The organism is Aeromonas sp. 96A, assembly GCF_051919165.1.
Taxonomy (GTDB): Bacteria; Pseudomonadota; Gammaproteobacteria; order Enterobacterales; family Aeromonadaceae; genus Aeromonas; species Aeromonas veronii.
The window spans coordinates 4,209,109-4,230,479 of sequence record NZ_JBQBFE010000001.1 but is presented as its reverse complement, the minus strand read 5'-3'; the positions used below and the strand labels follow the sequence as shown (position 1 = coordinate 4,230,479).

Here is a 21,371-nt window from a genome sequence, read left to right as displayed (position 1 = left end):
AGTTATGAGTGGAGTGACAGCTCGCGGCAGATCAGGGCAAAGAGGTGCCCCTTGTCGTGAGCCGGGTTAAGGATGAGCAGCTCTCGCAAGGTCTGTTCACAACCATCCCGCTGACCCAGCCCCAACAGACCGAGCGCTCTGACCAGCAGACAGTGCTGGCGATGTTTGTGCTGCGGGTCGTCATCCAGCACGATGAGATCCGGCAGTGAGACGGCGAAGAAGTCCGCCTCGACAGACTCGCCCATCGCCTGCTCGGCCCAGCCGACCATTCCTTCAAAGAGACGCTGCGCCTCCGCAACCCGACCAAGACGTGCCAGCGCCATACCCTGATAGAAGAGATAATCCACCGGCTGATCGTTGTAGTAGCGGCTGGCCCCCAGCGACCCCTGACCCAGACAGGCCAGTTGCAGGCACTGGGCCGCCAGACTCTGGTTATCACAGGCCAGATGGCAGAGCGCCAACAGGTAATGGATATCGTTGTCGGTCTGCCCAACCAGACGTCCCTCCCCCAGATTGAGGGGGTAGTGCAACGCCTGTTGCAGCAACGGAATAGCCTGCTCGTGGCGTCCCTGAATCATCAACGCCAACGCCCGGCGTTGCTGATTGATGAGGTACTGACCGGTCACCTTACCCTCACCCCCCTCCCAGGGGTGGAATTCGCGCAGCCGCAAGATCTCTGCCGCCGCCTCCAGCTCGCCGGTGATGTGATAGAGACTGAGCAGTTCAGCGGTCAGGTCGTCGCGCTTGAGGACCACCTCACGATGCGCCTCCAGCAGCGCCAACCGCTCGCTTGGCGCCATGGCGCAGCGCTTGTGCAGCTGATCCAGTTCAAACAGCAAACGGGCATCATCCGGCTTGAGGGAAAAGGCCCGGCTCAGACACTGCTCGGCCGCCACCGGATCGTCGCTCTTGTTGAAGTGATAGATGCCAAGGTTGCGCCATGCCGGGGCAAACCCGGGCGCCTGCTCGCACACCTGCTGCCACAGGGCAATGGCTTGCGAGTAGCTGCGCTTGCTGTAGTGGAAGCAGCCCAGCAGGTAGCTGGCAAACCAGCTGTGTGGAAGTTGCGCCAGCATGGCCACCTCGCCAAGGGTATTGGGGAAGCGCACCTTGCGGCTAAAGGCCTGCTCGGCTCGCGCCAGCAGGGCATCCTGCGCCTCACCTTCCGGCAACAATGCAGCCTGGAACAGCAGCGGCAGGGTCTCCTCTACCGGCAGTGTTGAGAGCAGTTGCTGCGCCAGCTCGGGGCGTCCCAGCGCCAACAGATCGCTTGCCAGGAAGCAGAGATTCACCCCGCGCCCGTTGCACAGGGTGCGCAGCGCCTCGAGATCGGTCGGCTGCTCGCTTGCCAGCCAGCGCAGGAAGGCCAGTTGATAGTGAAGTGGATAACGAACGCGCTGCTCGTCGATATAGGCGATGGCCGCCTCCTGCTCACCAGACTCCAGCAGCGCCAACCCTTTGAGGGCGATAGCGCCGTAGTGGGTACCGTTGACCGCAAGACTCTTCTCGACAAATTGCAGTGCCTGCGCGGGATCCCGGCGCACCATGGCGATGCGGGCCAGCCCGAAGAAGCCGCTGTCGCGGCAGTTACCGCTCCAGGTCGCCTTGTAGAAGTCATCGAAGGCGGCATCGAACTGCCCCAAACGTTCCTCGATGTGGCCACGCAGCAAGCTCGCCTTGCCACACTGGGGGTTCTTGTTGAGGCGATGGGCACGGACTAGCGCCTGATTGACGTAGGTCAGCGCCTGCTCATAGTTGGCGCGGTTGTACTCCAGCGTTGCCAGCGCCAGGTTGCAGCGATAGTCGCCGCCATCGAGCTCCAGTGCCCGCTGGTAGTAATCAAAGGGTGAACGGCTGGCATGCAGATACTGCTCAAGATGCTGGCCGATGAAGTAGAGCTCGTCGACCGAGTCGAGATTGACGGCGGGCTCCGGCGCCGTGGCCGGATCCGGCAGGGCTTCGCCTGCGGGCTGATGCTCGAGATAGCTCAGGATCGGCTGGCCCTGCTCATCCAGCAGGCGTACCTGCAAGCGTCCCTCGCTGGTGATGGCCTGCGAATCAAGCCAGGCCTGACCCGGCTGCAGATCCAGAGGCTGCGTAAACAGTACTCCGCCCTCGTCGCTTACCTCGAAACTGGCCCCGCGAATTGGCGCCACCGCATAGACCCCGCAGACGAGGCCGTCATCGCTGCGCTCCAGCTTGATGGCGGCGCGGGTGTTGGCGTTTTGCAGGGTACCGAGGGTGTTGTAGGGCAGGAAGTTCTGCACAAATACCTTCTCCTCCCCCGCATCCAGCCAGGTAAAGTCAGGCTGGTTGTCGGTATATACCCCGGTCATCAGCTCGATGTAGGGGCCGTTGTCATCGGTCAGGTTGCGATCCCAGGCCAGACCAAAATCGCAGTTACCCCAGCTCCACTGCTTCTTGCCCGGTGAAACGTGGTGATCCGCCACGTGCAACAGGCCGCCCTGCTCGTCATGGCAGTAGGCACCGACGAAGTCGTAGTCAGACTTGTCCGCCATATAGGAGGTGGGTACCGGAATATTGCGGTAACGGGAGATATCGACCCCGGCGGAGTAGTCCACCTTGTAGTAGGTGCCGCGGGCGATGGGGAAGGCACTGACGTCGCGCTTGCCGTGGTCATAGACGGCGGTCACATCGGGCGGGAAGACGCTCTGGTGGGCATCGCCCCCTTTCACCGCCGGGTTGGACCACCAGAGGAAGTGGCGCGGCGTGTCGTTGCCGTTGAACACCTTGCCAGTGATCTCGATGAGCGCCTTGTCGGGATAGAGGGTAAACCCCGCCATCACCTGCAGACCGCGCATCGGCTCCACCTCGCCGAGCCAGACGGTCTTGGCGCCGCCCTCCCGCTCCGTAATGGTGAAGTCCACCGGCATGAAAGTGGTGGGTCTGTGGTGCTGCGGCCAGTTGAACTCGATGCCGCCGGAAATCCAGGGCCCCACCAGCCCCACCAGCGCCGGTTTGATCACCTCGTTGTAATAGACGAAGTCGCGATTCATCACCTTGTCGTAGGCACGGTGGATACGCCCCCCCAGCTCCGGCAGCAGCATCACCTTGATAAAGTCGTTCTCCAGCCAGACCGCCTGATAGGACTTCATCTGCTTCTGGCCGGTGAGGGTGTCGATCACCCCATAGGGATAGACAGCCCCCGAGGAGCCCTGATAGACCCGCTTCTCGAGAAACATGGGGTTGGGATCTTCGGCGCCTACCTCGTAGGTCGGCAGTGAGATGGTCTCTACCCAGACCTTGACATCAGCTCTCATTAATCTCGCCTCACTCAACATTTGTTAGTAAAGTTTTCAGTGAGACCAGATTAGAATGGTTAAACCTGCATTAATTGCTGAAAGATCACGCAATACAGTAAGCGGAGTTTAGTGAAGCGATGAGCATAGGGTTGAACAACCAGAAGGTCCGCCACCACAACAAGCAGGTGCTGCTTGCCCTGCTCTATCAGTTAAAAGACGCGAGCAAGTCCACCCTGGCGCGCCACTGCGAGCTCTCCATTCCGGCGGTCAGCAAGATCCTTGACGAGTTGGTGGCCGATGGCGCCATCAGCCACAGCGATCAGAACCTCTCCCAGCGCGGCATCAATGGCGGCAGCTACCGCATTGCCAGCGGCCAGGGGGCCATTCTTTGCCTCAATATCAGCCCCACCCATCTGGAGAGCATCCTGGTGGATAACCTGATAACCCCGCTGGATGAATTCAGCGACCAGAAGATTGCCCCGCAAACCCCCGATGAACTGCTGCACCTGATTGAAGCGCACTACTACCAGCACAAGCGCCGCCACAAGGGACTGGCGATCCGGCTGGCCTTGGCGGTACACGGTCAGGTCAACCCGGCGACCGGGGTATCGCAAACCATGCCGCAAGCACCCTGGCATGCGCCGGTCGAGCTCAAGTACCTGCTGGAGGAGCGGCTAGGTTGCGAGGTGATGGTGGATAACGACTGCATCATGCTGGCGCTGGCCCAGAAGTGGCAGGACCGGGAAGGGAACGGGGATTTTTGCGTCATCAACGTCGATTACGGTATCGGCTCGGCCTTTATCATCAACGACCAGATCTACCGGGGCGCCCTGTTTGGCAGCGGCCAGATAGGGCACACCATCATCAATCCGGACGGCAGCGCCTGTGCATGCGGCCGCTATGGCTGCCTGGAGACAGTCGCCTCGCTGTTTGCCATCAAGAAACGGGCCCGGGTCTTTCTCAAACAACAAGCCAGTGCCGACAACCCGGCGCAGACTGGTGTAGAGCTGGATACCGCCCAACTGCTCACGCTCTACCATCAGGGGGATGCCATGATCCGCGCCCTGGTGGACGAAGGGGCCCGCGCCATTGGCCTGAGCCTCTACAACTTCCTCAATATCCTCAACATCAACCGCATCTGGCTCTATGGCCGCAGCTGCCACTTTGGTGAAACCTGGCTGCAAACGATCGTCAGTCAGACCGGCGCCAACCCGTTCGACTGCAGCGATGCGGTCAACGCCACCCATATCCGTTTCGGCCAGCTCAGCCGCGCCCAGCAGGTGATGGGGATTGGCTACCTCTATGTGGAGCGAGCCTTGGCAAAAGCCATGTAAAAAGGGCAGGTTTCACAAATGAAACCTGCCCTCACGATCTGGTGCCGATAAGGGGAATCGAACTCCTGACCTTCGCATTACGAATGCGCTGCTCTACCAACTGAGCTATACCGGCTTGTTGCTCTCCACATTCATAAAAAATGACCGGCAAGTCAATTGAGCCAACTCGATTTTATGAGTTGGCTCATGGTGTTAGAGCCCGATTTACAGATCGGAAAACTCGGGGATATGGGTCCGGCCGCGGCTCTCGAGAAAATCGAGCAGGGCGCGGGGGGAGCGCACCAGGATCCGCTCTTGCGGGAAGCCCGCTTCGGTCACCAGACGGTGGCAATGGTCAAAATCGCCAAGAGTAAATGCCACGTGGGAATCGGAGCCGAAAGTGAGATAGGCCCCCAGATCTCGCGCGGCTTCGACTATGGCACGGCAGTTGCCTTCGCTCCCCGGACGGGAATGAATGAAGGAGGAGTTGTTGATCTCCAGCGCTACCCGATAGTCAGCTGCCGCCTTGACCACCGCCTGAATGTCGATGGGAAATGAAGGGTTGCCCGGGTGGCTGATCATATCGACCCTGCCACTCTTGATGGCGTTGATCATCGCCTGGGTGTGGGTAGCCTGATCGCAGGGAGGGAATACCTGCTCATGAAAACCAGCCATGATCATGTCGAGGCGCGACTCATAGCGCTCGGGAAAATCGATCTCCCCCTCCAGGTTTTTGATGTTGGCCTCGATACCCCGCAGGATCCCTACCCCATCCACCACTCTTGGCAATATCGGCAAGTTGGCAAAGTGCCAGACATGAGGGGCATCGGCCATCTCGGGGCCATGATCCGTGGTGGCGAACAGCTTGATCCCCTTGGCCCTGGCTATCGGCAGATAGTCGTGGATGGTGCTGTAGGCATGGGTGCTGGCAATGGTGTGAGTGTGGGTATCGACCGGGTACTTCATCTTCTCTCCCCTCATATTTTGAAGGGGCAGCATAACAAAGTAGGGGGAATTGGGCCACGCCAGTGCTTGCCACACTTTGTCACAAAATACCGCGAAGCTGACATAGTCTGAGCCGGGCTGACTGGCATACTGGCTCCCGTCGATACATGCCTGAACTCGCATCGACAGTTTGCCGTCAGGATGACGCGAACTCACTTTCCCCACCGTCGCACCCTGCGGCGGTTTTTTTTTTGCCTGCAAACCGCAAACCGGTAACAGACGCGCAAAAAAAGGCCCAACTAGCATGGTGCAGGTTGGGCGAGACTTAATGTTTAATTGCAGTGGCATAGATATAGAGTCCTGCTTTTTGACTAAGTTCCGCCCACTGTGCTTTTTTCATCGAAAAACATTCCGCTAACACCCATTCACATTCTCTTGACACTTCACGTTATGAAACGTACTTTTTAAACATTCGTTTAAGTGAGGTGTCCAGTGAGTAAAATCGATACCAAAAACCGTATTCTCGACGCCGCTGAAGTGCTGTTTGCCGAGCGGGGATTCGCCGATACCTCTTTGCGTCTGATCACCAGCGAGGCCGACGTCAATCTGGCATCGGTGAACTATCACTTCGGCTCCAAGAAGGAGCTGATCCAGGCGGTGCTCGACCGCTATCTGAGCCTGTTTATGCCCGATCTCGATGCCCGCCTGCGGGTGCTGATGGAGCAGGAGCAGCTGACCTTGCTGCAACTGTTTGAAAGCTTTGTCGAGCCGCTGATGAAACTCTCGGCGGTGCGGGCCAATGGCCCGGCCATCTTCATGCAGCTGCTGGGGCGCGGCTATATCGACAGCCAGGGCCACCTGCGCCGCTTCATCACCGCCCACTACGGCCCCATTTTGCAGCGGATCACCCAGGCCATCTCCAAGGCCAATCCGGCCCTGTCGCCAGCGGATCTCTTCTGGCGCCTGCACTTCACCCTGGGCACCGTCGTATTCACCATGGCCTCTGCCGATGCGCTGCGCGACATCGCCCTGGCCGACTTTGGCCAGCAGCTCGATGTAGAAGGGCTGGTGCGCAACGTTATTCCTTATCTGGCGTCCGGAGTCGGGGCGCCCGTGGAGTCGACCAGGCTCTCCCTGGCCGTGTAACAACCAACAATAAATCAACGGAAACAGTGAAATAGAAGGAACTTCGGTATGATCACATTGCTTGTCCTGCTGGTGCTGGCGATAGCCGTTGTGCTCGGCGTACCCTCCATCCGTAAAAAGGTGGTAACCCGTCCGGTGTTCGGCATCTTCAAAAAGATACTGCCGCCCTTGTCAGCTACCGAGCGGGAGGCCATGGAAGCCGGCTCCGTCTGGTGGGATGGCGAGTTGTTTCGCGGCAACCCCGACTGGAAAAAACTGCACGGCTACGGCAAGGCCGAGCTGACCGCAGAGGAGCAGGCCTTTATCGACAATCAGGTCGAAACCCTGCTCGCCATGGTTGATGACTTCAAGATCGTCAACGAAACCAAAGACCTGCCAGAGCCGGTGTGGGACTATCTGAAGAAGGAAGGCTTCTTCTCCCTGATCATCCCGAAATCCTACGGCGGCCGCGAATTCTCTGCGATTGCCAACTCCACCATCGTCACCCGCATTGCCACCAAGAGCCTGAGCGTGGCGGTCACCGTCATGGTGCCGAACTCCCTCGGCCCGGGCGAGCTGCTGATGCACTATGGCACCCAGGCCCAGAAAGATTTCTGGCTACCGGGGCTGGCCAACGGCAAAGAGGTGCCCTGCTTCGCCCTGACCGGGCCGGAGGCGGGCTCCGATGCAGGTGCCATTCCTGACAAGGGAATCGTCTGCAAAGGGATGCACAAGGGTGAAGAGGTGCTGGGTATTCGCCTCAACTGGAACAAGCGCTACATCACCCTGGCGCCACGCGCCACCGTGCTGGGACTTGCGTTCAAACTCTATGACCCGGAAAAACTGCTGGGTGACAAGGAAGAGCTCGGCATCACCTGCGCGCTTATCCCCACCAGCCACCCCGGCGTGCGCGTCGGCGATCGCCACTACCCCATGGGTCTGGCGTTCCTGAACGGCCCGACTTTCGGCAAGGATGTGTTCATTCCGCTCGACTGGATCATCGGCGGCCCGGATTACGCCGGCCGTGGCTGGCGCATGCTGGTTGAGTGCCTCTCCGCCGGTCGCGGCATCTCGCTGCCTGCTCTGGGCACCGCTTGCGGTCACATGGCGAGCCGCACCGTGGGCGCTTACTCCTACGTGCGTAAACAGTTCGGCATGTCCATCGGCAAGTTTGAAGGGGTGCAAGAGGCGCTGGCTCGCATCGGCGGCCTCACCTATCAGCTGGAAGGGGCCCGTCGCATGACCGCCGGTTCGCTGGATTTGGGTCAGGCACCGGCCATCGTCACCGCGATTTCCAAGTACCACATGACCGAAATGGCGCGTCAGATCATGGATGACTCCATGGACATCCACGCCGGTCGTGCCATCCAGCTGGGCCCGAAAAACTACACCGGCTACGCCTACATGGGTATTCCGGTCGCCATCACGGTGGAAGGGGCCAACATCCTGACCCGCAACCTGATGATCTTCGGGCAAGGGGCTACCCGCTGCCACCCGTACGTCTTTGCCGAGCTGGAAGCTGCAGCCGACACCGACGTGGAGCGCGGTCTCGAGAAGTTTGACGCCCTGCTGATGAAGCACATCGCCTTCGGCGCTGGCAACTTCTTCGGCTCCCTGTTCCAGGGGCTGACCCTGGGTCAGTTCAACAGCGCGCCGGTAGCCGGTGAAACCGCCCGCTACTACAAGCAGCTGTCCCGCATGAGTAAAGGGCTGGCCCTGTGCGCCGACGTCTCCATGCTGATGCTGGGTGGCGATCTCAAGCGCAAGGAGATGATCTCCGCCCGTCTGGGTGACGTGCTGAGCCACCTCTACCTGGCCTCCGCCACCCTCAAGCACTACGAGGATCAGGGCCGTATGGTCTCCGATTTGCCGTTCGTGCAGTACGCGGTGGAGCGCAACCTCTACCTGATTGGCAAGGCGTTCGAGGGCTTCTTCCAGAACTTCCCGAACAAGGTGGTGGGTGCCGTACTCAAGCGCGTGGTGTTCCCATTCGGCGTCGGTTACAAGATGCCGGCCGACGATCGCTGCCACGCCATCTGCCTGGCCATGATGAAGCCGGGCGAGTTCCGCGACCGTCTGACCGCCCTCTGCTATGTGGGCAAGGACGAGGCAGATCCGGTCGGTCTGATGGAGCGTGCCTTCCAGGCCATGGTCGCCGTGCAGCCCTACGAGAAGAAGCTGGTGCAGGCCCAAAAAGAGGGCAAACTGCCCCGCAAACTGGCGCTGCCGGAGCTGGTTGCCGCTGCGCTGGCCGGTTCCATCCTGAGCAAGGACGAAGCGGACAAACTGCTGGCCGCCGATGCCCTGCGCTACGAAGCCATTCAGGTAGACAACTTCGCCCCGGGCGAGCTGGAAGGCTTCTCCCAGCAAGCAAACAAGCAGCCAAACAAGGTCGAGCACGCCGCCTGATCCCTTGGCAAACCAGTACCAAACCGGCCCTCGTGGCCGGTTTTTTTGTTTGTTAACCATGCATTTACAAGCCGGGCGAATTCCAGTTAAATGCTTGAGTCCCTGTTGCAGGGGCTTTGGAAGCAAGGCCAGCGGAATGGCCGATAACAACAACTCAGGAAGAGTGAATGAACCTCGCCAAAACGGCGATCGAACGCCCCATCTGGGTGGCGGTCTCGATCGTGCTGATTTTCCTGCTGGGCCTGCTCAGCATCCGGGGACTGCCGATCCAGCTGTTCCCCGACATCGACCGTCCACACCTCAACATCTCGGTGAGCTGGCGTTCCGCCTCGCCCCAGGAGATGGAGTCGGAGATCACCGACCCCATCGAACAGGAGATGCAGGGGGTGCAAGGACTCAAGAGCCTTGTCAGCAACAGCTATCCCGGTTTTACCGAAATCGACATGGAGTTTGCCCTCGGCACCGACATGCAACGGGCTCAGCTCGATGTGATTTCGCGGCTGAACCGGGTTTCGGGATTGCCGGACAAGATCGGCGGCCCCTACGTCAACAACTACAGCAGCAACGATACCCTCACCTTCTTCTTCATCCAGCAACTGCCCGGCGCCAAAGGGGTGATCGATGATCATCAGGCGCTGATCGAGGCGCGGGTCAAACCCGAGCTGGAGCGCATCGAAGGGGTCTCGACAGTCGCAGTCGAGGGGATCAACGAGCGCCAGATCCAGATCCGCTTCGACCCCTACCGCGCCGCCGAGCTGGGAGTGGAGATCCCGGTGCTGGCCAGCCGCGCCACCACCGGCTGGGACGTGTCGGCCGGTACCCTCGACATCGGGCGCTGGGAGTACAAGCTGCGCTTCGCCGGTCGCTATGATGTCGAGACGCTGGGGGACAAGGTGGTGGACTGGCGCGATGGCCTGCCCATCTATCTGCGGGATGTAGCAGAAGTAAGGGTGGCCCGGGAAGAGAACCCGGTGCTGCGGATCCAGAACGGCAATACCGCCATCGCCGCCCAGATCTTCAAGGAGAACGGCGCCAATGCCCTGGCATCCCTTGAGGCGATCAAGGCCCGGGTGAACGAGCTCAACCGCGAGGTGCTGGAGCCGGTCGGGCTGCACATGGAGCAGTCGTTCGATGCCTCCCTCTACATCAATCGCGCCGTCAGCATGGTCACTGCCAACCTGGGGCTCGGGGTGCTGCTCTCTTGCGCCATCCTCTGGCTCTTCCTGCGCCAGCTCAAGGCGACCCTGATGATTGCCCTCGCCATCCCCATCAGCATCATGCTCACCTTCTGCCTGCTCAAGGTGATGGATCGCACCCTCAACATCATCTCGCTGGCGGGCATCGCCTTTGCCGTCGGCATGGTGCTCGACGCCGCCATCGTGGTGCTGGAGAGTCTACCGGCGCCACGAGCGGGGAGATTTGAGCAAGGCGGAGGCAGCGCTCGAAGGTACCCGTCAGGTGTGGACGGCGCTGGTCGCCTCCACCCTCACCACGGTTGCTATCTTCCTGCCGGTGCTGCAGCTCAACGATGTGGAGGGTCAGCTGTTTGCCGATCTGGCGCTCACCATCGCCTGCGCCGTGACGGTCTCCATGCTGGTCGCCGTCATCGTGCTGCCCGCGGTGGCGGCGCGCTGGATGGGGCGTGAAACGCTGACCGATCCCTATGAGTCGCTGTGGCAGCGCACTACCCGTCATGTGATCCGCTGGACCTCGACCTCACGCCAGCGCTGGACGGTCATTACCCTGATGATGAGCCTGCCGGCCCTGGCCACCTGGGCGCTGCTGCCCAAGATGGACTATCTGCCGGACGTGAAACGGGACGCGGTGGATGTCTGGATGAACTTCACCCCCGGGGTCAACCTCAAGGCCCAGCGCGAAGAGGTGATCGATACCCTGATCGCACGCCTCGCCCCCTACATGAAGGGGGAGAAAGAGCCAGCCCTCAAGAACTACTACATCTTGCGCTACCCGGGGGGCGCCCAGATTGGCGTGCGCCCCAAAGACGAAAACCGCATCAAGGAGCTGGAGAGCCTGTTGATGAAACAGCTGCTGGTGGGTATTCCCGACACCCGGGTGTTTGGCGGTCAGGGGGCGCTGTTTGGCGGCTTTGACAGCGAGAACGGCGTCTCCCTGCTGCTGCAGGGAGGCAACCTGCCCGAGCTCTATCAGGCGGCCCGTGCCAGCATGGGGATCCTCAGCAAGGACTTGCCGGGAGCACAGATCCGGCCCGAGCCGAGTCTCGACTTCACCGCCCCCGAGCTCAAACTAGTACCGCAAGATCGGCGTCTCGCCGAAGTGGGTTGGGATCGCACGCCCTTGCCCACCATCATCCAGACCTTTGGCGACGGCTTGCGGGTTGGCGAGTATTTCGACGGCGAGGATCGGCTCGACATCATGCTGATGGGGCAGAGCTCCGCCAATCCGGACGAACTGAGGGCAGTGCCGCTGGCCACCCCCTCCGGGCGCATCGTCCCCCTTGGCGAGCTGCTGCGGGTGGAGCACGACATGGGCCCGGCCAGTATCTTCCGGGCCGATGGGCGGCGCAGCATCATCCTGCAGATAGCCCCCCCGGCGGGCATGACCATGGAGCAGGTGATCGACACCCTGAAAAACCGCAGTTTTGCCGCCATCCGCCCCCTGCTGCCCGCCGGTGGCGAGCTGCGCATTGCCGGCAACGCCGACAGCCTGCAACAGGCGCTCGACAATCTGGGGACCATCTTCCTGTTCGCCGTGGTGATCCTGCTGGTGCTGCTGTGGGGGGTGTTTGCCTCTCTCAAGGATGCCCTGCTGGTGCTGCTCACCCTGCCCCTTGCCTCGGTTGGTGGCGTGCTGGCACTGCAACTGAGCGGGCTGCTGGTGCCGCTGCCGATGGATCTGCTCACCATCATCGGCTTTGTCATCCTGCTGGGACTGGTGGTCAACAACGCCATCCTGCTGGTGCATCAGACCCGCACCGCCGAGCGGGACGGCATGAGCCGTCAGCTGGCGGTGGCCGATGCCCTGCAAAGCCGGATGCGCCCCATCGCCATGACCAGCCTCACCAGCATCTTCGGCATGCTGCCGCTGATGCTGAGCCCGAGCGAGGGGAGCGAAATTTACCGCGGGCTCGCCACCGTCATTGTCGGCGGCATGAGCTGCAGCACCCTGTTTACCCTGATCCTGTTGCCTGCCTTCCTGCGTCTCGGGGAGCAGGTGGCGATCCCACAACCCCTGCGCCAGCGGGCCTGAGCAAGGAGCTCATCGATGACACATATGATTACCCGAATGTTGGCTGGCGCTGTGCTGATTGCAGGCAGTGCGCTACCGGTATTGGCCGATCAGGGCAAGATGGTGACCCTGGCGGATGTGACCCAAGGGGATGCGGCCGCCAATATCTGGGTCAGCGGCACGGTGGCGAGTCGCCAGCAGGCGGCGCTCAGCGCCGAAGTGAGCGGCCGGGTGGAGTGGATCGCCGAATTTGGCAACCGGGTCAAAAAAGGGGACGAGCTGCTGCGCCTCGACAGCGCAGCGCTGCGCCTCTCGCTGGAGCAGGCTCGCGCCGAGCAGGCGAAATGGCAGAGCAACCTGCGCTTCGCCCGCGCCGAATCCCAGCGGATCACCCGGCTACACCAGCAAAAGAGCGCCTCCCAAAGCCAGTACGACAAGGCCAGTTATGATGTGGAGCAGGCCGCGCTGGCCGAGCGACTGGCCGCCATACAGGTGAACCAGATTGAAGAACAGCTGCGCCGCAGCCACATCTATGCCCCGTTCGACGGGGTGGTGAACAACCACTTCATCCAACCCGGCGAGCATGTGGACGCGGGCGAGCAGGCGCTGGAGCTGGTCAACCCGGATCAGCCGGATATCCGCCTGCAGGCCCCCATTCTCTGGGCACAGCAGCTGGCGCCACAAACCCGGCTGCGGGTGGAGGGGGAGCAGCTGAGCGGTCACGGCATCTACTACCAGCGGGCCGCCAGCGCCGATCCCAAATCGCGGCTGATCGAGCTGCGCCTCAAACCGGAAGCGGGCACCTTCATCATCGGCTCGCCGGTACGGGTTGCCCTGCCACTGGGGGATCAGCAGAGCATGCTGCTGCCCCGTGACGCTCTGGTGCTCGGCACCGATGGCAGCGTGGTCTATCAGGTGGCGCGAAGCGGCAAAGCGCTCAAGGTGAATCGGGTGCCGGTCACCGTGCTGTTTGGCGACAGCCAGCAGGTGGCGGTGAGCGGCGCCCTCAAGCAGGGGGATCGGGTGGTGGTGCGTGGCGCGGGCAGCCTGCAGGATGGCGACACCATAGAATTGTTCAACGGGTAGCCACGCCCGACGCAGGCTGGCCAATCTTTGCCCGCTTGACCCGGGACATACAGCCAAACGGGCCACAGTTTGCTATCTTGGCGGCCATCACTCGCGTTTAGAGCAATCAACACCCATGAGCATTATTTTGGGCATCGATCCGGGTTCGCGGATCACCGGATACGGGGTTATCCGGGTCGTGGGCGGCAAGGCCGAATACTTGGGCTCTGGCTGCATCCGCACCGATTGCGGCGAGCTGCCGGAGCGCCTCAAGCAGGTCTATGACGGGGTATGCGAGATCATCACCCAGTTCAAACCCACCGAGTTTGCCATCGAGCGGGTCTTTATGGCCCGCAACGCCGACTCGGCCCTGAAGCTGGGGCAGGCCCGTGGCAGCGCCATCGTCGCCGCAGTCAACGCCTATCTGCCGGTGAGCGAGTACTCCGCCACCCAGATCAAGCAGGCGGTAGTCGGCACTGGCGGTGCCGCCAAGGAGCAGGTGCAGCATATGGTGACCCATCTGCTGAAACTCTCCGCCACCCCGCAGGCGGATGCGGCGGATGCCCTCGGCGTCGCGCTCTGCCACCTGCACACCCGCCAGAGCTTGATCAAGATGGCCGGCCGCGCCAGCAGCTCGGTACGTGGCCGCTATCGCTGAGCCCTTATGTCGTCCACGACTCATCTCGGTATCGCTAAATAAAAAAACCGCCCCGGATCTCCGGGGCGGTTCTGTTTTGGGCGGGTAACAACCGGCGGGATTTGTCAGATGAATGTTCTCTCACGTAGCCGGCCATATATTCAGCCGCCTTATTCAACCGCGGTATTCGCCCCGGCGAGTCGGGCCTGCTGTTCACCACGCTTTTCCAGCGCCGAGCTCATGGCGAGGGAGAGCGCCTCCAGCTGGCCATCGAGGCTGGCGTCGATGATCCCCACCTCGGTCTCGAGAATGCAGCCCCCCTGATCGAGGCGTGCATCGGCGGAGATCTCGAGATAGCCAATTTCGGGGAAATCCTTGTGCACCCGGGCGATCTGGTCACGCACCGCCGGCACCTGCTCGGGATGAACCCGTATCGTCACCTGCTTCTGGTTACTCACCAGCGAGAGAGCCTCTCGTACCACCTTGAGGGTGAGCGCCACCTGATCGTAATCGTGCAGGATCTTGCGCACCGCCTGCAGCACCACCTCGCTCATCTGCTGCTCCACAGTGCGATAGTACCCCTGGCACTGCAACTGGGTCTGGTGGATCAGCACCGCCTGTTCGCGCCGGGCTTCGTCAATCCCGGCTTGCCAGCCAAGGCTCTTCTGCTCTTCATAGACGGCGCGGGCCTCGGCCACAATATCGGCCGCCTGGGCCCGGGCGGCCTCTACCAGATCCTGTGCACTCAGGTAGGAGAGGTAATCCTGGCTACGCAAAATACGCTGGCTTGGCGCCAGTTGCAGATGGTCACTCTTTATTTCAACAAATGGCAGCATTGGGGGGTTACCTGTTTGGCAATCTTGAGACAAAGCGCCCGGGCCAGTGGCAGCTGGTCAGCCGCCAAAGGCCATGATGGCCCGGGTGGCGCTGGGGGAAGTCGCAGGGTGAGACGGCGAGCCCAGTCGGGGTAGCCTTCCCCGGCCGCCGCCAGCCAGAACTGCAAACCAGCCTCTTCCAGCCCCCCCTCATCGAGCTGAGCGGGCAGAGGCTGCTGCCAGCCAGCGGGCCAGGGTCCAATCAACAAGTCGAGCTGGGAGAGTACGGCTCTGTGCCCCTCCTCCCCCAGCAAGGCGATGATCTGGCGCAGCGTCGGTGCCAGCAGACAGCGACGGATCGCCTCTCCGTGCAGCACGGCCCCCAAACGGCGCAACAACAGCACCAACTCACTTTGGGGAAACAGCGCCAATCCCCCCAGTGGCGCGGGCATCTCATAGCCAATCCCCAGCGCCAGCGCCTCGAGCAGGGCGCCGTTACTGGCTGGCTGCGTCCGCCACTCGGGAAAAAGTTTCGGCACCTGCGCCCAGGATGAGGGCAGGTGCGCCTCATGGAGGTAACTGGCCGGGCAAAAGCGCAGCTGATAGGGGGTCAAACCGACCGTCATCCGCGACTCCGGCTCCGGTGCCACATGTATTGCGCCAGGTTGCTGGTCACCACCAACGCCAGCAACAGGGCAATCAAGCCGCCCAGCCGCCACTTTGAACCTTCGCTCACTTCAATGGAGAAGAGCGAGGTATTGCGCGGCATCAGCGGGCTCTGGCGCACATCCGCCGAGGGCACCAGCACCACGCTGATCCGGTCGTAGGCGAGCCCCTCGATACTATTGTTGACCAGCTGTTTGATCTGCGGAATGTAAGTATCGAGCTGGATATCCGCCGCATGTTTGATAAAGACCGAGGCCGATGCGGGAGAGGGTTTCTTGCTGATCCCCTCATTGCCCTCCGGCAGCACCACATGGACACGAGCCACCAGCACGCCGTCTATTTCCGACAGAGTATTGGAGATCTCCTGCGCCTTGGCATAGGTGAGGCGAGCCCGCTCCTCTGTGGGCGAGGAGATGAGGCCATCCTTGGGAAACACATCCTGCAGGGTGGAGAAGCTTTCTTTTGGATAGCCCTTGCGTTTGAGGGTCTCGATGGCCTGCGCCACGTCGGACTCCTCCACCAGCAGCTTGATGCGGCCATCCTTGTCCGGCTGCTTGTCCGAGGCGATCCCCTCGGTTTGCAGCAACGCCAGCATCTCGTTACCCTCTTTCTGAGTGACCCCGGTATAGAGCTCCACTTTGCAGCCACTGAGCAGCAACGAGGCGCCAAGCACCCCCATCAGCATCGATCTCTTCACACTACCTCACTGGGTCTTCAACAGGGTTTCTACGTTCTGGCTCATCTTGCCCACTGTCTTGGCAATCAGCTCCTCCTGCATGGTGATCCGCATCAGCGACCACTGCATCTGCATCAGGCTGTTGGGATCATCCCCCGGGGTGGCCAGCTCGGCTTGCAGGCTCTGTTTGGCCTCGACAAACTGCTGCTTCAACTCCCCCAGCTCCCCGAGCAGGGAGCTCCCCATCCCCTGGGATGTGCTCCCCATCGCCTGTTCAAAACTGGCGACATGGGGCGAGGAGAGATCCACCGCTTTCAACTCATCCAGGCTGGTTACCACCGCCTGGGCAGACTGTGCAATTTCCATCACGCCTCCAGATCAAGTTTGTGCGAATTGCGCATCAGATTGTCCACCATGCCGCTGAGCGGGATCAGGGTCATCAGCTCGCGCCGGGCCAGTGCATCGAGAAATTGATGCCCCGCGGGCACAGCGCCCTGCCCGTCCCTGAGCTCGCTCAACAAGTTCAGCAACACCTTCTCCCGCCGCGACGCCAAGGGATCAAACTCCCGCATGGTGGCTCGCAGCTCCGGCAGATCGATGGCATCCACCACCGGCGACTGACGCTCGCCAAAACGCGCGATCAGCTTGTCGGTGACCGGGGCAAACAGTTGCTTGCCAATCTCCGGCGCCGGTTTGTCGCCCTGTTGGTAGATCTGCCAGAGCAGTTCACGCTTGGCGGCTGGCGCCACACCGGCCAGCAAACCCTCAAGGGGTGCCCCCTGTTGCCAGCGTTCGAACAGATCCGGCTCGGGGGCTTTGGCCAGCAGTCGTTCAAACTGGCGTTGGGCCATGGATTCGGGCGGGGGGGGCTGACGCAGCGGCTGCTCTCCCCCCAGCTGATCGCTGCCTTCAATTTTCATGAGGTCATCTGCTCGCGCAGGCCTGCGGCAAACTGTTGCAAGGCTGGCTGACCGCTCTGTTCCAGTCGCAGCAATCGTGCAACCAGCGCCTCCTGCTGACCAAGCCGCCACTCGCACAGTGCCAGCCAGGGTTCGATATCCGGCGTGCAGTGCTCGCCACCAAGCTGCAAAGCGGCCTGGTAATCCCCCCGGTTCATCAGGGAGGAGAGGCGAATGAGCGTTACACACTCGGTCATCTCCGGCGCCCCCGCCAGCCAGTCGGCGATAGTGGCCGCCTCCTGATGGCAATGGTGGCCGGTACCAGCCAGCGCAAGTTCGGCCAGTTGTCGCTTGAGTTGAGGGTTCATCATCAAATCTTCTGCAAAATACCCTGCATCAGGTCTTTCATGGCCCGAGTCACGGTGGAGTTGATGTTGTAGATCACCGACCATTTGTTGATCTTGTGCTGCAGCTCGGCCAACAACGCCGGGTTGTCAGGGTTTTTGTCCATCGCCGCAATGGCCTTGTTGACATCCTCGTTGGCAGTATTAGCCTGCCCGGCAAGGTTATTTGCCACCTGATCGAGGGTGTTGGTAGCGGTACTCTCTCCATACTTAAAGATCTCAGCCATGGTTGTGCTCCTTTATCTTGCCAATGATCGTGAGCCCCGCCTCGATGGCGTCGGCCTGTTGTTGCCACTCCCGATACTGTTGCGGGGTTCCCCCGCGCAGCAGTTGCCGTTTCACTTCACCCTGCGCCTGAACAAGCTGCTCATGCAGCTCACGGGCAAAGGCGGGATCAGCGCCGGACAGTCGCGCTTCCAAACTGGTCATCATGCCGCTCGGCTCCTTTTAATTTGACGATGTATTGCTGCTTGCCCTTGCTCACCACCACCGCATCGGGGCGAATAGCCAGCACCCGCACCCCGCTGGAAGTTGCGCCCCCAACCGGATAGCGCTGGTTGTCTGCCAGTACCACATAAGGCACCCGGCCAAACGAGACGCTGCGCACGTCGAACTCCAGCTCATCCTGACGCGGCGTTCTGGTCTGATTGATCAGCTCCAGCGTCGGGTGTGTACCGAACTCCCGGCGAAACTGCTGGTTGACCTGCTGAAACTGGCCAAGTTGGCGCTCATCCAGCTGGCCGGAGAGTTCGAGTCGCCCACCCGCCTCACGCACCCGCAATGCACCAGCCAGCCCCTGCTCCTGCAGCAAGGCATCGAGGCGCTTGCGATAAGCCCCGGCAATCTGTACCTGATTCTCAACCCCCAGCAGGCCGGGTACCTCCTGCTTGAGCAGAGATTCAATGGTGCTCCATTTGCCATCCTGCCCCTGAATTTCACCGCTGAGCTTGAGCCAGCCAGGCTCCTTGCCATTGCGGATCTGCAGCTGTTCATAACCCAGCTTCTGCAAGATAAAGCCGGCCCCCTGCCGCAGATCTTCCATGGTGCGCAGCTCCAGCCGGTAGTTGAAACCCTTGCTATCGAGATACTGCTGCAAGGCAAGACGCGCGCTGTTCTCATCGACGTAACCCGAGAGTTGCCACAGCTCGGGATCACTGCTGTTCAGCACCACCTGACGGTAGTTTGGTGCGGCCAGAAAGCGCTTCAATGCCTGCTCACTACGAGCGGATTCGTTCTCGTCGGCGCCATGCCACCAGCCCGTTCCGAGCAGCAAGACCACGGCGACCACCAGACTCAGGCAGAGGACCCCCATCCAGACATCGGCGCCCGCTGCCCGCCGCCGCGGCGCACGAGAAGGAGCAACCACCGCCGCCAGTACCTCCAGCTGTTCGGGTAGCGAACGACTGTTGTCACAGAAGCTCCAGAGCAGCGGGCCTGCCTCTAGGCGCGTCCCCGCCCTGAGCGTCTCTCCCGCGGTCAGGGCGACACCGTCCTGAGTCGGGGTAATACCGTCCGCCCAGGCTTGCAGAGTGATCCCTTCCCCATTCACCAGCAGTACCAGATGCTCGGGGGCCATCCCCTCATCCACCAGCACCAGATCAGCCTTGAGGGGATCGGAACCGATGACCAGACGCCCCTCCGGCAGAGGAACTTCTACCCCGCGGTTGAGCCCGCGATATACGCGGCACTTCCAGCTCATCGGGTCGCGCCCTCATTGCCCGCCTGCACACACCAGCTGGCGGCCGGTGTACATTTTTGATCCTTGTTCATTTCGACCAGACGCCACCCCAGCTCATTGCCCATCCGGCACTGGGTGAGAGACGAGCTCTTGCCCCCCTGACGCAGCAGTTGCTGCACGTCACGGGCTGCAGCCAGCGGCTGGCATTGCGCGCCCCCCAGCACCTTGCCAAGAGAGAGACTCTGATTGGAGATCTCATCAGCCCCGAGCACCCCGGCTCGCAGATCCTGACCATTGCCGAGGGCCAGATAGTGGGCAATACCGTCATCAATCAGACGAGGCTCGATGATAAAGAGCCGCACCGAACGACGAGTCTGGGTGTCCTTGCTACGGAACAACGCCCCCAGATATGGGATGTCACCAAGGAAGGGCACCTTGCTCAGGTTCTCGCTCATCTCGTCGCGGTAGATACCGCCAATCAGCAGGCTCTGGCCGTGGCCGACCCGGGCGATGGTATCGACCACGGTGCGACTGATGGTGGGAATGCCATCGGCCCCCGCACTGTTGGGTTTCTGGTTGCCATCCTCGATGTGGAGGCTCAGGCTGATCTCGGGTCTGTCACCCATCTGGATCACCCGGGGCGTCATCCGCAACATGGTGCCGTAAGTGATCCCCTGCAGCTCGGCCACCCTCTCGCCGCTGATCTTCACGTAATAGGTTTCGCTGTGGTCGATCACCGCCTGGGTGTTCTCCTGGGTCAGCAGGGTCGGGCGGGAGACCACCTGGGCATTGCCTTCGTTTTCCAGCAGATTGACCCGGGCCAGCAGATAGTCGAGTCCCTTGGAGTCCACCAGACTGCCGAGCGCGGCGCCCCCTTCGATTCCTTTGCGATCGCCGGTGGTCTTGATAATCACCTGCTGGTTGGAACCGGTGCGGATCCCCACTCGCCAATCCACCCCCAGCTGGGAGAGATCCTCGGCATTGATGTCAATAATGGAGAGCGCCACCTCAATGCGGGCCGCCGGTTTGTCGAGCGCGGCGATCAGCTTGCCGTACATCGCCATCCGCTCCGGAGCATCGCGCACGATCACCGCATTGAGGGAAGGATCGGCCTGCACGATGGCCTGACCGGAGGCGGCTGCGGCGCCTTTATTGCCCTCGCCGTTGACCATCTGCACGCCAGCATCGCTCAGCAGTTTGGCCAGAATGGTTGCCACACCGGGCGCCGCCACATCGGTATCGCGGTACTGGATGGAGCGATCGGTAGCCGAGGCGTACTTGAGGGGAAAGATCTCGATGGCCAGCGGCCCGGTCTTCTCGCTGCGCAGCTGGGATTGTTGCTCCAGTGCCAGCGCGGTCTGCTCGATCAGTTCAAGGTAACGGGGCGGGCCGGAGACATAGACCAACCGGTTATCCGCATCGGGGCGCCAACCAAAGCGGGGCTCCCAGATCCCGGCTCGTTGCAGCGCCTGTTTGAGTTCTGCTGCGCCAGTCTGCTCAAGATTGATGAGACGGGACTGCACTTCGCTGTTCTTGAAGACGTAGAGCACATTACCGTCGTAGTACCAGACCAGGTTGTAGAGGGAGGAGAGCTGCTGCAAAAAGGCGAGCGGCTCGTCATGTTCAAACTGACCGTTGACCTGATCGTTTACCTTGTCGCTGACCACCACGGAGACCTCGTAGTTGGCACCGAAGTTGACCAGCACGTCGCGCAGACTCTCCCCTTCTGCCACATAGCTGTAAGGCATGGGCACCCAGTCCAGCTCCTGTGCCATGGCGGGACGCTGCCACGCCATCACGGCGAGGCAGATCCACAACAGGGGACGCAGCAGGGGTTGCACACTCAAGGGTGCCATATCATCTGTCTCCATTGGGGGGCCAAGGCGGCCTCGGTCAATTGGGGTTCCAACCGCTCCAGCAGGGCGATGTGCTGGCTCAGGCGCTCCGCCAGCAGCGCCTCATCGAGCCACTCCAGCGCGAGCCGCGCCTCCAGCTGCAAATTGCCAAGATCATCCAGCACCAGGGCATGGGGGGCATGACGGCCCCAGGCCACCACCTGTTGCAACAGACGCTTTAGCAGCGCCGGATCATGGGCCTCAGCGTCATTCCTCTGGCTGCTTGCAAGCGGGGTGCTCAGCAACAACTCACCGTTTCTGGGGGTCAGAAAGAGGGGATAACCATCGATCCGCAGATGGTACTTTCCCTGTGCGTCGGCAATAAAAGGCCCTTGGCCAAGGTTTGCGGCCAATCGATTCAGTAGCGTTTGCAT

18 protein-coding genes, 1 tRNA gene and 1 pseudogene are annotated in these 21,371 nt (G+C 61.3%); 6 read left to right on the top strand and 14 right to left on the bottom strand.

The features are described from left to right. Nucleotides 1-2 precede the first annotated feature (2 nt). Entirely contained in the window at nt 3-3,281 is a 3,279-nt protein-coding gene (locus ACTG2W_RS19735; RefSeq protein ID WP_106842679.1) for a DUF5107 domain-containing protein, read from the bottom strand. A gap of 119 nt (nt 3,282-3,400) precedes the next feature. On the opposite strand from ACTG2W_RS19735, the gene ACTG2W_RS19730 reads away from it, so the two are divergent. Next, entirely contained in the window at nt 3,401-4,597 is a 1,197-nt protein-coding gene (locus ACTG2W_RS19730; protein ID WP_106842680.1) for an ROK family transcriptional regulator, read from the top strand. Nucleotides 4,598-4,636: 39 nt separating this feature from the next. On the opposite strand, the gene ACTG2W_RS19725 is transcribed toward ACTG2W_RS19730, so the two are convergent. Continuing rightward, a tRNA-Thr gene (locus ACTG2W_RS19725) sits at nt 4,637-4,712 on the bottom strand. 89 nt (nt 4,713-4,801) lie between these two features. After that, nucleotides 4,802-5,542, bottom strand: coding sequence for a phosphatase (locus ACTG2W_RS19720; RefSeq protein ID WP_064339731.1), 741 nt, complete (start codon nt 5,540-5,542; stop codon nt 4,802-4,804). Nucleotides 5,543-6,013: 471 nt separating this feature from the next. Here ACTG2W_RS19720 and ACTG2W_RS19715 point away from each other — a divergent pair, with 471 nt between their 5' ends. The 5 genes and pseudogenes from ACTG2W_RS19715 to ruvC all read left to right on the top strand — a co-directional run bounded on the left by ACTG2W_RS19715 (nt 6,014) and on the right by ruvC (nt 13,985). Beyond that, a complete protein-coding gene (locus ACTG2W_RS19715) occupies nt 6,014-6,667 on the top strand; it encodes a TetR/AcrR family transcriptional regulator (protein ID WP_005334507.1) in 654 nt (217 codons plus the stop codon). Nucleotides 6,668-6,715: 48 nt separating this feature from the next. After that, nucleotides 6,716-9,055, top strand: a complete 2,340-nt coding sequence (locus ACTG2W_RS19710; protein WP_005353557.1) for an acyl-CoA dehydrogenase — start codon at nt 6,716-6,718, stop codon at nt 9,053-9,055. 167 nt (nt 9,056-9,222) lie between these two features. Further along, nucleotides 9,223-12,283 (top strand): annotated as a pseudogene (locus tag ACTG2W_RS19705) (efflux RND transporter permease subunit). A gap of 15 nt (nt 12,284-12,298) precedes the next feature. Next, a complete protein-coding gene (locus ACTG2W_RS19700; RefSeq protein ID WP_429117194.1) occupies nt 12,299-13,348 on the top strand; it encodes an efflux RND transporter periplasmic adaptor subunit in 1,050 nt (349 codons plus the stop codon). Between the two features lie 115 nt (nt 13,349-13,463). Beyond that, nucleotides 13,464-13,985 (top strand): crossover junction endodeoxyribonuclease RuvC, encoded by a 522-nt coding sequence (ruvC, locus tag ACTG2W_RS19695; RefSeq protein ID WP_005334512.1) that lies wholly within the window; start codon nt 13,464-13,466, stop codon nt 13,983-13,985. Nucleotides 13,986-14,134: 149 nt separating this feature from the next. Here the strand turns inward: ruvC and ascL are convergent, their stop codons facing one another. Genes ascL through ascB form a run of 11 tightly spaced genes read right to left on the bottom strand, consistent with a single transcriptional unit; the run spans nt 14,135 to nt 21,371 of the window. Beyond that, nucleotides 14,135-14,800, bottom strand: a complete 666-nt coding sequence (gene ascL, locus ACTG2W_RS19690; protein ID WP_440016480.1) for a SctL family type III secretion system stator protein AscL — start codon at nt 14,798-14,800, stop codon at nt 14,135-14,137. Continuing rightward, complete coding sequence (locus tag ACTG2W_RS19685; RefSeq protein ID WP_106842685.1) at nt 14,779-15,405, bottom strand: SctK family type III secretion system sorting platform protein; 627 nt, start codon at nt 15,403-15,405, stop codon at nt 14,779-14,781. Before ACTG2W_RS19685 ends, ascL begins: the two co-directional genes overlap by 22 nt. Then, nucleotides 15,402-16,142 (bottom strand): SctJ family type III secretion inner membrane ring lipoprotein AscJ, encoded by a 741-nt coding sequence (gene ascJ / locus ACTG2W_RS19680; protein ID WP_179831119.1) that lies wholly within the window; start codon nt 16,140-16,142, stop codon nt 15,402-15,404. Before ascJ ends, ACTG2W_RS19685 begins: the two co-directional genes overlap by 4 nt. A 6-nt stretch (nt 16,143-16,148) precedes the next feature. Then, the gene (gene ascI / locus ACTG2W_RS19675) at nt 16,149-16,487 is read right to left on the bottom strand and encodes a SctI family type III secretion system inner rod subunit AscI (protein WP_005320806.1); all 339 of its coding nucleotides are present in this window, start codon (nt 16,485-16,487) and stop codon (nt 16,149-16,151) included. Continuing rightward, nucleotides 16,487-17,041, bottom strand: a complete 555-nt coding sequence (ascH, locus tag ACTG2W_RS19670; RefSeq protein ID WP_106842686.1) for a YopR family T3SS polymerization control protein AscH — start codon at nt 17,039-17,041, stop codon at nt 16,487-16,489. Before ascH ends, ascI begins: the two co-directional genes overlap by 1 nt. After that, on the bottom strand, nt 17,038-17,391 hold the full coding sequence (locus tag ACTG2W_RS19665) for a YscG family type III secretion system chaperone (protein WP_106842687.1): 354 nt from the start codon (nt 17,389-17,391) through the stop codon (nt 17,038-17,040). Before ACTG2W_RS19665 ends, ascH begins: the two co-directional genes overlap by 4 nt. Next, nucleotides 17,391-17,651: a type III secretion system needle filament subunit SctF gene (sctF, locus tag ACTG2W_RS19660; protein ID WP_106842688.1), complete on the bottom strand. Its 261-nt coding sequence runs from the start codon at nt 17,649-17,651 to the stop codon at nt 17,391-17,393. The genes ACTG2W_RS19665 and sctF overlap by 1 nt, the downstream gene beginning before the upstream one ends. Next, nucleotides 17,644-17,856 (bottom strand): EscE/YscE/SsaE family type III secretion system needle protein co-chaperone, encoded by a 213-nt coding sequence (locus ACTG2W_RS19655; protein ID WP_005334536.1) that lies wholly within the window; start codon nt 17,854-17,856, stop codon nt 17,644-17,646. Before ACTG2W_RS19655 ends, sctF begins: the two co-directional genes overlap by 8 nt. After that, nucleotides 17,819-19,123, bottom strand: a complete 1,305-nt coding sequence (gene ascD / locus ACTG2W_RS19650) for a SctD family type III secretion system inner membrane ring subunit AscD (protein WP_040065230.1) — start codon at nt 19,121-19,123, stop codon at nt 17,819-17,821. The genes ACTG2W_RS19655 and ascD overlap by 38 nt, the downstream gene beginning before the upstream one ends. Further along, nucleotides 19,120-20,973 carry a SctC family type III secretion system outer membrane ring subunit AscC gene (gene ascC, locus ACTG2W_RS19645; protein ID WP_368177591.1) on the bottom strand — a complete coding sequence of 618 codons (1,854 nt, stop codon included), beginning with the start codon at nt 20,971-20,973 and terminating at the stop codon, nt 19,120-19,122. Before ascC ends, ascD begins: the two co-directional genes overlap by 4 nt. Next, nucleotides 20,946-21,371, bottom strand: a complete 426-nt coding sequence (gene ascB, locus ACTG2W_RS19640) for a YscB family type III secretion system chaperone AscB (protein WP_017411838.1) — start codon at nt 21,369-21,371, stop codon at nt 20,946-20,948. Before ascB ends, ascC begins: the two co-directional genes overlap by 28 nt.

Bases quoted from the DNA above. Each gene is read 5' to 3' on its own strand.
- ACTG2W_RS19700 (WP_429117194.1), top strand. From the start codon at position 12,299: ATGACACATATGATTACCCGAATGTTGGCTGGCGCTGTGCTGATTGCA.
- ruvC (WP_005334512.1), top strand. From the start codon at position 13,464: ATGAGCATTATTTTGGGCATCGATCCGGGTTCGCGGATCACCGGATAC.
- ACTG2W_RS19735 (WP_106842679.1), bottom strand. From the start codon at position 3,281: ATGAGAGCTGATGTCAAGGTCTGGGTAGAGACCATCTCACTGCCGACC.
- sctF (WP_106842688.1), bottom strand. From the start codon at position 17,651: ATGGCTGAGATCTTTAAGTATGGAGAGAGTACCGCTACCAACACCCTC.
- ACTG2W_RS19720 (WP_064339731.1), bottom strand. From the start codon at position 5,542: ATGAAGTACCCGGTCGATACCCACACTCACACCATTGCCAGCACCCAT.
- ACTG2W_RS19730 (WP_106842680.1), top strand. From the start codon at position 3,401: ATGAGCATAGGGTTGAACAACCAGAAGGTCCGCCACCACAACAAGCAG.
- ascI (WP_005320806.1), bottom strand. From the start codon at position 16,487: ATGGAAATTGCACAGTCTGCCCAGGCGGTGGTAACCAGCCTGGATGAG.
- ACTG2W_RS19665 (WP_106842687.1), bottom strand. From the start codon at position 17,391: ATGATGAACCCTCAACTCAAGCGACAACTGGCCGAACTTGCGCTGGCT.
- ascD (WP_040065230.1), bottom strand. From the start codon at position 19,123: ATGAGCTGGAAGTGCCGCGTATATCGCGGGCTCAACCGCGGGGTAGAA.
- ascL (WP_440016480.1), bottom strand. From the start codon at position 14,800: ATGCTGCCATTTGTTGAAATAAAGAGTGACCATCTGCAACTGGCGCCA.
- ascB (WP_017411838.1), bottom strand. From the start codon at position 21,371: ATGCAAACGCTACTGAATCGATTGGCCGCAAACCTTGGCCAAGGGCCT.
- ascH (WP_106842686.1), bottom strand. From the start codon at position 17,041: ATGAAAATTGAAGGCAGCGATCAGCTGGGGGGAGAGCAGCCGCTGCGT.
- ACTG2W_RS19685 (WP_106842685.1), bottom strand. From the start codon at position 15,405: ATGACGGTCGGTTTGACCCCCTATCAGCTGCGCTTTTGCCCGGCCAGT.
- ACTG2W_RS19710 (WP_005353557.1), top strand. From the start codon at position 6,716: ATGATCACATTGCTTGTCCTGCTGGTGCTGGCGATAGCCGTTGTGCTC.
- ascC (WP_368177591.1), bottom strand. From the start codon at position 20,973: ATGGAGACAGATGATATGGCACCCTTGAGTGTGCAACCCCTGCTGCGT.
- ACTG2W_RS19655 (WP_005334536.1), bottom strand. From the start codon at position 17,856: ATGATGACCAGTTTGGAAGCGCGACTGTCCGGCGCTGATCCCGCCTTT.